We start from the raw sequence: 9,280 nt of genomic DNA, 5'->3' as shown, positions 1-9,280 counted from the left end.
CTCGACCGGCAGCGCGCCCGTTTTGGCCTGCTGGTGACAACCGTCGGCCTCGACGCCGGCTACGCCACCGCCGCCATCGCCCATGGACTGGAACAGCGCGCCATTGCCGGCGTCACCGGCTACCGCACCCCGAGCCCGCCCCGACCTGGCATGATGCGTCCGTCACGCTTCATCTACGAGGAGCAGGCCGACATCTATCGCTGTCCGCAAGGGCAGGCTCTGGCTTACGCCACCACGGATCGCCAGGGCTATCGCCACTATCATTCCGACCCGGACCAATGCCGCGCCTGCCCCGTGCTGGCTTCCTGCACTACCAACGCCCAAGCCCGGCGCACCATCTCCCGCCATGTCTGGCAGGACGCCCGCGCACGCACCGACGCCCACCGCCTCACCGTCTGGGGCAGGCTGGTTTACGCAAGGCGCAAGGAGACAGTGGAGCGCTCCTTTGCAGACGCCAAGCAGCTCTTCGGCCACCGCTACGCCCGCTTCAGGGGCATCACTCGCGTCAGGATACAGTGCCTGCTCGCCGCTGCCGCGCAGAACATCAAGAAAATCGCCCTGGTCTGCGCAGCCACCCCGCAACAGCCCGCCTGAAGGCGCAGTGCGCTCAGGCATCCCCAACGCAGAACGCCAGGACAATTGGTTCTCAACGGAGCCAAAACAAAACCCCGCCAAAATGTCGGGGTTTGTCAGCGGTCTGAAAAGGCCGGGGAAACCCGGCCTTTTTAAACCTGTTACACCAAACTGCGAGCAATCCTGGTCTGTCGGCAGGTCCCCAGACAGTCAGGCAGCGAGCTGGCGCAGGACGTAGTGCAATATCCCGCCGTTACGGAAGTACTCCAACTCATCCAGCGTATCGATCCGGCACACCAGCGGCGCCACAATCTTCTCGCCGTTGGCACGGACAATCTCGGCATCCAGCACCTGCCGGGGACGCAGGCCCTCGCCGAGGCCACGGATGGTGACGGTTTCGTCGCCGCGCAGCCCCAGCGTCTGCCAGCTCATGCCTTCTGTGAACACCAATGGCAAAACGCCCATGCCGACGAGATTTGAGCGGTGGATGCGCTCAAAGCTCTCGGCGATGACTGCACGCACACCAAGCAGATTAGTGCCTTTGGCGGCCCAGTCCCGGGAGGAGCCCGTGCCATATTCCTTGCCCGCAAAGACGACCAGCGGCACGCCTTCCGCCTGGTACTTCATCGCGGCGTCATAGATCGGCATCTGCTCGCCACCTGGATAGTGGACGGTGACGCCGCCCTCAACGCCCGGCGTCATCTGGTTCTTGATGCGGATGTTGGCGAAAGTGCCACGCATCATCACCTCATGGTTGCCACGCCGCGTGCCATACTGGTTAAACTCGGCGACCGGCACGCCATGATCGAGCAAATATTTCCCGGCCGGGCTCGCGGCCTTGATCGATCCAGCGGGCGAGATGTGGTCTGTGGTGATTGAATCGAGAAACAGCCCGAGGACACGCGCGCCGAGGACATCTTCGACCTTGGCAGGCTGCCTGGTGATTCCGGTGAAATAGGGCGGATTCTGCACATAGGTGGACGTGTTGTCCCACGCATAGGTGCTACCGCCTGACACGGCGATTTTGCGCCAGTTCTCGTCGCCGGTGAAGACATCGGCATAGCGGGACCGGAACAGCTGCTGCGAGATGTTTTCGTCGATAAATTTTTGCACCTCAGCGGTGCTGGGCCAAATATCGCGCAGATAGACCGGCTGACCATCTGCTCCGACGCCCAGCGGCTCTGATGTCAGGTCCACCTGCATGGAGCCGGCCAGGGCATAAGCCACAACTAGCGGAGGCGACGCGAGATAATTGGCCCTGACATCGGGGTTCACACGGCCCTCAAAGTTTCGGTTGCCCGAGAGAACCGCCGCCGCCACCAGATCATGGTCATTGATCGTCTTTGAGATTTCGGCGGGCAAGGGGCCTGAGTTGCCGATGCAGGTTGTGCAACCGAACCCGACAAGATTGAACCCAAGCTTGTCCAACTCAGCCTGCAAGCCGGATTTGGCCAAATATTCGGCGACCACCTGTGACCCCGGGGCCAACGACGTTTTGACCCATGGTTTTGAGGTGAGGCCCCGGGCCGCCGCGTTCCTTGCCAGCAAACCCGCGCCAATCATCACGCTGGGGTTGGATGTGTTGGTGCAGGAGGTGATCGCCGCAATCACCACGTCGCCGTGACCGAGGTCGAAATTCTTGCCATCGACCGGGTAGCGCTGGGCGATGACCGCCGCCTTGTTGAATTCACTCTCCATGGAGGCCACGAAGCCTTGCCGGGCGCCGCTGAGCAGGACGCGATCCTGCGGGCGCTTGGGGCCAGCCAGCGAAGGTTCGACATCGTTGAGGTCAAGCGCCAGGGTGTCGCTGAACACCGGGTCGGGCGTTTCAGCTGTCCGGAACAATCCTTGCGCCTTTGCATATTCCGCAACGAGGGCGACGCGTTCAGGCGCGCGCCCGGTTTTGGTGAGGAAGTCCACTGTGGCCTGGTCGATGGGGAAGAAACCGCATGTCGCGCCATACTCCGGCGCCATATTGCCAATCGTTGCGCGGTCCTCGACCGTCATGGCGTCGAGACCGGGGCCGTAGAATTCAACGAACTTGCCGACAACGCCACGTTGGCGCAGCATTTGGGTGACCGTAAGCACAAGATCGGTCGCCGTGACGCCTTCGCGCAGCTTGCCCGTGAGTCGGAAGCCGACCACTTCCGGGATAAGCATGGACAGCGGCTGGCCCAGCATGGCCGCTTCGGCCTCAATCCCGCCAACGCCCCACCCCAGAACGGCGACGCCGTTGACCATCGTGGTGTGCGAGTCCGTGCCGACAAGCGTATCGGGATATGCGGTCTCTACGCCATCCTCTTCTCGCGTCCACACGCTCTGCGACAGGTACTCAAGGTTGACCTGGTGACAGATGCCGGTCCCGGGCGGGACAACGCGGAAGTTATTAAAGGCCCGCGACCCCCAACGCAGGAATTTATAGCGCTCTTCGTTCCGCGCATATTCAAGGCGCACATTGTCGCCGAAAGCGCGCGGCGTTCCGAACTCATCGACGATGACGGAGTGGTCGATCACCAAATCCACGGGCACCAGCGGATTAATTTTTTCAGGATCGGCGCCAAGTGTGTTCATGGCGTCACGCATGGCGGCGAGGTCGACCACTGCGGGCACGCCAGTGAAATCCTGCATCAGCACGCGCGCTGGCCGGAAAGCGATCTCGCGTTCTTCGGCGCCGCGCGTGGTGGCGAAGGCTGCGACGGCGAGAATGTCGTCCTTGCGCACTGAGCGGTCGTCTTCGAAACGGAGCAGGTTCTCGAGCAGCACCTTCAGCGAAAAGGGCAGCCGGGACACATCCGGCAAACCGTTCTTCTCAGCTTCGGGCAGCGAGAAATAGGTGTAGCTCTTGTCGCCGACCTGCAGCGTTTTGCGGCTTTTGAAACTGTCAAGTGAGGTCATGAGGCATCCTGAGCGTGACAGCGGCGGGTCGAACCGCGGGGGGCCTGCCTTCACTATGGCTGGCAGGCGCCGGTCCATCACCGTCCGGAAATCAGCGGAACGCCAGGATCACGCCAGATGGCCGACCCCGCGTTATTCAGTGTGCGCCGCCCCGGGAGTGCCCGGCCCCACGCGTCACATGCGCGGCGCCCCCTTTTTATAGGTACTTTGCAACGCCTTCGCCATAGGCGCGACCGATTCTAAACTACACCACACGGCCAGTCATGCCTCCGGTGCAATGTTCGGAGATTGAATGGGCAGCGCCTGGGGCGACACCCACACGCCCGCCCACAGCCGGTCGCAACGAGCGGCCAGCAGGCGCTGCAATTGCAGCCGCTTCGCGGTCATGGCACATAGCTTTTTATGATCCTGACCGCACAAAACCTATCATGTCGCCGTGGCGGCAGGCTGATTTTCAGCGATGTGTCCTTTCGCCTCCGGTCTGGCGACGCCCTGGTGATCACTGGCGACAATGGCGCTGGCAAATCCTCGCTCATGGGGGTTCTCGCGAGCCTGCTTTCGCCCGCATCGGGCGAGGTGCGCCTCGACGGCGACCAAGGGGTGGAACTGGCGCACGCCATCTGTCTGATGGGGCATCGCGATGGGCTGAAGCCATCTCTGACGGTCAGGGAAAACCTCGACTATGCGCGACGCCTGCTCGGCCCTGGCGCACGATCCCTTGAAGAGGCGCTCGGGATAGTCGGGCTGGCGCACGCGGTCGAAATGCCGGTCGAACACCTGTCAGCGGGTCAGCGGCGACGCGTGTCCCTGGCGCGACTGCTTTGCTGCAGCCGTCCGATCTGGCTGATGGACGAACCAGCGGGGGCGCTCGACCAACGCTCTCTGCGCACCCTCACGGATGTCATGGAGGGCCATCTTGGCAATGGCGGAATGATCATCGCCGCCACACATCAGCCGCTTGGCCTTTCGCGCTTCACACCCCTCCACCTGACAGCGCCGGCCACAGAGTTGACAGATGACTGCTACTGGGAGGACGACGATGTGGACGATGACCGCCTGATGGGCGCTTCGGCCTCGTCAGGCTTGCGATGACTACGGCCCTGCACGCCATATTCCAGCGAGATCTCCGCCTGGCCCTTCGACAGGGCGGCAGCGCGGCTCTGGGGCTGGTGTTCTTCCTGCTGATCGTCGTCATGACGCCGTTAGCGCTTGGGCCAGACCCGGCGCTGCTCGCGCGTATCGGTCCGGCCATGCTGTGGCTGGGCGCTGTGCTATCTGTCTTGCTCGGCCTCGAGCGCCTGTTTCAGGCTGACCTCGAAGACGGATCCCTGGACCATCTGCAGCTGTCGGCAGCTCCACTGGAGCTGGTCGTGTTGGTGAAGGCATCCGCGCATTGGCTGGTCACCGGCCTGCCGCTTGCTTTGGTTGCGCCGCTCTACGGCCTGCTTCTCGCGCTTACGCCGCAAGCCATGTCCGCAGTAAGCCTGACCCTGCTCGTCGGGACACCGGCGCTCGTGTTCATTGGCGCCACTGGAGCTGCACTGACCGCGGGTATGCGCCGTGGCGGGTTGCTGCTAGCCATCCTTTCCCTGCCGCTGATGGCGCCGGTGTTGATATTTGGCATGTCCGCGAGCTCCGCTGCCACTGATGCCATGACCCCCTTTTTGCAGCCCTTTCTGGTGCTTGTGGCTCTGAGCCTGTTCAGTGGGGTGCTGGGTTGCACCGCTGCAGCAGCGGCCTTGAGGGGCCGGGAATGACCTTCCGGGAGGAGTTGACAGTGCGGGCGCCGTGCGACACCTGTGCAAGGCGCGGGAGGTGCGATTTGCGATCGCCTGCAATGAGATCAGGGTAGGAATCCGATGGCAAAACGCTTTTTGGTAACTGGCGGAGCGGGTTTCATCGGCTCCGCGGTGGCGCGCAAACTTGTGACCGAGACAGAGCATCAGGTTCTCGTGGTTGACGCTCTGACTTATGCCGGCAACCTCGATTCACTGGCGCCTGTCGCCAACGACCCGCGCTTCCGGTTTGTGCAGGCCGACATCCGTGATCAGGCCGCGATGCAAGCTGCATTGGATAGCTTCCAGCCTGATGTGGTGATGCATCTGGCGGCCGAAAGCCATGTGGATCGCTCCATCGATGGCCCGGCAGAGTTCTTGTCCACGAATGTCACGGGGACGTTCACCCTGCTCCAGGCGGCCTTGGCCTATTGGCGACAGCTGGACGACATCCGCAAGGCATCCTTCCGCTTCCATCACATCTCGACTGATGAGGTCTTCGGCTCGCTGGGCGCCGAGGGCTATTTCCGTGAAGATACGCCTTACCAGCCAAATTCGCCCTACTCGGCGTCGAAGGCCGCATCCGACCATTTTGTGCGCGCCTGGCTCCACACCTATGGCCTGCCGACGATCATCACCAATTGCTCGAACAACTACGGCCCCTATCATTTTCCGGAAAAGCTGATTCCGTTGATGATTATCAACGCGATAGAAGGCAAACCCCTGCCTGTTTACGGCAAGGGCGACAATGTGCGGGACTGGCTCTTCGTCGACGATCACGCTGATGCGCTGATCACCGTCGCCCTGCGCGGCCAGGTGGGTGAGAACTATAACATCGGCGGCTGGAACGAACGCACCAACATCGACGTTGTGCGATCAATCTGCGCATTGCTGGACGAACTTTCGCCGACCACCGCCAATGGCGGGCACGAGCAGCTGATTTCCTGGGTCGCCGATCGCCCGGGCCATGACCAGCGCTACGCTATCGACGCCGGCAAGATCGAACGAGAGCTTGGCTGGAAGCCCAGGCAGACCTTTGAAACCGGGCTGCGGCAAACGGTCGAGTGGTATCTCGCCAATCGTGAATGGTGGGAGCGTGTGCGTTCCGGCGGTTATCGCGGGGAACGCCTGGGTCTGACGGCCTGAGCACGCGAACCATTTCTTAAGGAGACCACCATGCTCTCAGTCACGCCGACCCGGATTCCGGACGTCAAGATCATTGTGCCCGTTCGCCACGGCGACGCGCGGGGGTTCTTCAGCGAGACATGGAACAGCGCCGCAATGCGCGACGCCGGCATCGACGCCCACTTTGTGCAAGATAATCACTCGTTGTCGGGCCCGGTCGGCACGGTCCGCGGGCTGCATTTCCAGTCACCGCCGTTTGCCCAGGACAAGCTTGTACGGGTGAGCCGGGGACGGATTGTCGACGTCGCAGTGGATCTACGTCGCTCTTCGCCAACCTACGGCCAGCATGTGGCGGTAGAATTGTCGGCGGACAATTGGGCCCAGCTATGGGTGCCAGTCGGCTTCGCCCATGGTTTTTGTACGCTCGAGCCTGACACTGAGGTTCAGTACAAGGTCACCGCCCCTTACGCGGCCGCCAACGACCACGGCCTCCTCTGGAACGATCCGCAGCTGGCGATCCAGTGGCCAGTGGGCGATGCTCAGGCCCTGCTATCGGCAAAGGATGGCCGGCAGCCAAAGCTGTCCGACTTGCCTGCCTATTTCCCCTGACGGAGCAGTTCGATGCGGATTCTGGTGACCGGGTCTCAGGGGCAGGTGGTCAGCGCGCTGGTTGAGCGCGCGAGCCGCCTGGAGGACGTGCAGCTGGCGGCGCTCGGCCGGCCAACGCTTGACCTCGCCAGACCTGAAACCCTCGCCTACGCGTTCAAGGATGTGCCCTTTGACGTCCTCGTGAATACCGCCGCTTACACCGCGGTCGATAAGGCTGAGTCAGAGGAGGACGTCGCACAGCGCATCAACGCCGAGGCTGCCGGGGTTCTGGCGCGCATTGCAGCGGAACGCGCCGCTCCGATCATTCAGATCTCGACGGACTACGTCTTTGACGGCGCGAAGGACGGCGCCTGGACCGAGGACGATTCAACGGGGCCCCTGTCCGCCTATGGGCGCACGAAATTAGCCGGCGAAAAATCCGTGCTTTCCAACAACCCAACGGCCGTTGTCCTGCGCACGGCGTGGGTCTACAGTCCGTTCGGCGCAAACTTCGCCAGGACCATGTTGCGCCTAGCGGAAAGCCGCTCAGAACTGTCTGTTGTTGACGACCAGACCGGCGCTCCAACCAACGCCCTCGACATCGCAGATGGTATTCTCGCGGTGGCCCGCAATCTGGTGGCGTCGCCCGACGATCCCACGCTGTTTGGCACATTCCACATGACCGCTGGCGTGAATTCTCCCCCACCCACATGGGCGGATTTCGCGGTGGCGATTTTCGAGGCGTCCAGCTTCGTGGGCGGGCCGTCCGCTACCGTGCGGCGTATCAGCACCGCAGAATATCCAACGCCTGCGACGCGCCCCAGGAACTCACTTCTCGACTGCCGCAAGCTCGCAGTCAGCCATGGCGTGCAATTGCCACTATGGTCCAATTCAGTCGGCCCAACCGTGCAGAGGATTGTTCAGCAGGCCCGATCTGGAGACGAGGCAGGGAATTCCGGCACACCCGACGCTTTCCGCAACATGTGACCAGTCACATAAGCAGGTCGCGCCGCCTGCTTCACACCCGCTCGGCGCCATCTGGGGCCTCAGCAGTACGATCCAATGCGTTCTTGCGCCACCAGGCGACCGTCTGTGCAAGGCCAGTCTTTAGATCGATCCGGGGCCGCCAGCCGAGCGCCTGCATGCGCGAACTGTCCAGCAGTTTGCGAGGCGTTCCGGACAGCTGGGTGACGTCAAACACGATGCGGCCGTCGTATCCCACCGCGCGCGCAATCATGCGCGCAAGGGTGGCGATCGATACCTCCTCCCCTGAGCCAATGTTGAGCGGGTCGTCGCCGTCGTAGAATTGGAGTGCATGGACAATGGCGTCTGCGCAGTCGTCCGAATGCATGAATTCACGAAGCGCCAGCCCTGTGCCCCAGACGACGCATTCCTGCCAGTTCTCGCGTCGCGCGCGTTCGAACCGCGCGATCAACGCAGGAATGACGTGGCCACGCTCCTCATCGAAGCGGTCGAACGGACCATACAGATTGGTGGGCATAAGCGATATGAAGTCGGCTCCATATTGCCTGCGCATCGCTTGAACGAATTTAAGGCCGGCGATCTTGGCGATTGCATAGGCCTCATTGCTGACCTCCAATGGTCCGGCCATGAGCGCGCTCTCAGCAATCGGCGACACGGCAGCGCCTGGATATATGCAACTGGACCCCAGGAACACGAGTCGTTCAACGTCATGTTTCCAGCATGCATTGATGACGTTCAAGGCTATGGCGAGATTGTCAGCGAGATAGTCAGCCGGTCGCATCGCATTGTCCGCTATCCCGCCCACAGTCGCAGCTGCAAGAATAGCATAATCTGGACGGCTTTCAGCAACCCATGCGTCGACCGAAGCCGCATGCCTGAGATCCAGTTGCTGACGATCAACGGTCAAAATATCACATGGCTCACGCGCCAATCGCCGGCACAATGCGCTTCCAACCAGCCCCTTGTGTCCCGCAACAAAAACCCGCGCCTGCTCCCACGGCCTTACGGGCAATGGCTCGCGGTCATTGTTCGGGGCAGGGACCGGCACACCTGATTGCAGCACACCATAGCCACTGAATGGGTCCTCCGCGGGTCGTAACCGCGGAATAGGTAGAGCAAAACGCGACGCGGAACGAACGCCCATGGGCAAGCGCCTCGCACATTAGTGACGACATTCAGTTATTATTAAATATTTATCCGCATTCCTGCGCCAATAAAACTCTGAATCTAGAAATAATTTAATATATTTAAAACAAAACGGACTCTCGAAGACAACTCTGTCACTTCATCATCACTCCCCCAATGACCGGAGTAAGGACGACATATCGCGTATGGGCTCG

General features: G+C 61.7%; 8 protein-coding genes. 6 read left to right on the top strand and 2 right to left on the bottom strand.

Annotated elements, in window-relative coordinates; all coding sequences use genetic code 11:
* A partial coding sequence (locus AC6A67_RS06900; protein WP_498035813.1) for a transposase occupies positions 1–594 on the top strand: 594 nt, incomplete at its 5' end.
* Between the two features lie 189 nt (positions 595–783).
* Here AC6A67_RS06900 and acnA read toward each other — a convergent pair.
* The gene (gene acnA, locus AC6A67_RS06895; protein ID WP_498035815.1) at positions 784–3,468 is read right to left on the bottom strand and encodes an aconitate hydratase AcnA; all 2,685 of its coding nucleotides are present in this window, start codon (positions 3,466–3,468) and stop codon (positions 784–786) included.
* A gap of 402 nt (positions 3,469–3,870) precedes the next feature.
* On the opposite strand from acnA, the gene ccmA reads away from it, so the two are divergent.
* The 5 genes from ccmA to rfbD all read left to right on the top strand — a co-directional run bounded on the left by ccmA (position 3,871) and on the right by rfbD (position 7,943).
* Positions 3,871–4,560: a heme ABC exporter ATP-binding protein CcmA gene (gene ccmA / locus AC6A67_RS06890; RefSeq protein WP_498035812.1), complete on the top strand. Its 690-nt coding sequence runs from the start codon at positions 3,871–3,873 to the stop codon at positions 4,558–4,560.
* Positions 4,557–5,225, top strand: coding sequence for a heme exporter protein CcmB (gene ccmB, locus AC6A67_RS06885; RefSeq protein ID WP_498035811.1), 669 nt, complete (start codon positions 4,557–4,559; stop codon positions 5,223–5,225). Before ccmA ends, ccmB begins: the two co-directional genes overlap by 4 nt.
* A gap of 102 nt (positions 5,226–5,327) precedes the next feature.
* Complete coding sequence (gene rfbB / locus AC6A67_RS06880; RefSeq protein ID WP_498035810.1) at positions 5,328–6,389, top strand: dTDP-glucose 4,6-dehydratase; 1,062 nt, start codon at positions 5,328–5,330, stop codon at positions 6,387–6,389.
* Between the two features lie 30 nt (positions 6,390–6,419).
* Positions 6,420–6,977, top strand: a complete 558-nt coding sequence (rfbC, locus tag AC6A67_RS06875; RefSeq protein WP_498035809.1) for a dTDP-4-dehydrorhamnose 3,5-epimerase — start codon at positions 6,420–6,422, stop codon at positions 6,975–6,977.
* A 12-nt stretch (positions 6,978–6,989) separates the two neighbouring features.
* Positions 6,990–7,943: a dTDP-4-dehydrorhamnose reductase gene (gene rfbD / locus AC6A67_RS06870; RefSeq protein WP_498035808.1), complete on the top strand. Its 954-nt coding sequence runs from the start codon at positions 6,990–6,992 to the stop codon at positions 7,941–7,943.
* A gap of 31 nt (positions 7,944–7,974) precedes the next feature.
* Here the strand turns inward: rfbD and AC6A67_RS06865 are convergent, their stop codons facing one another.
* On the bottom strand, positions 7,975–8,952 hold the full coding sequence (locus AC6A67_RS06865) for a GDP-L-fucose synthase family protein (protein ID WP_498035814.1): 978 nt from the start codon (positions 8,950–8,952) through the stop codon (positions 7,975–7,977).
* Positions 8,953–9,280 lie beyond the last annotated feature (328 nt).

It is taken from the genome of Camelimonas sp. FR25 (assembly GCF_059740505.1).
Note: the sequence above shows the minus strand (reverse complement) of the source record. Positions and strands in the feature narration are given on the sequence as shown.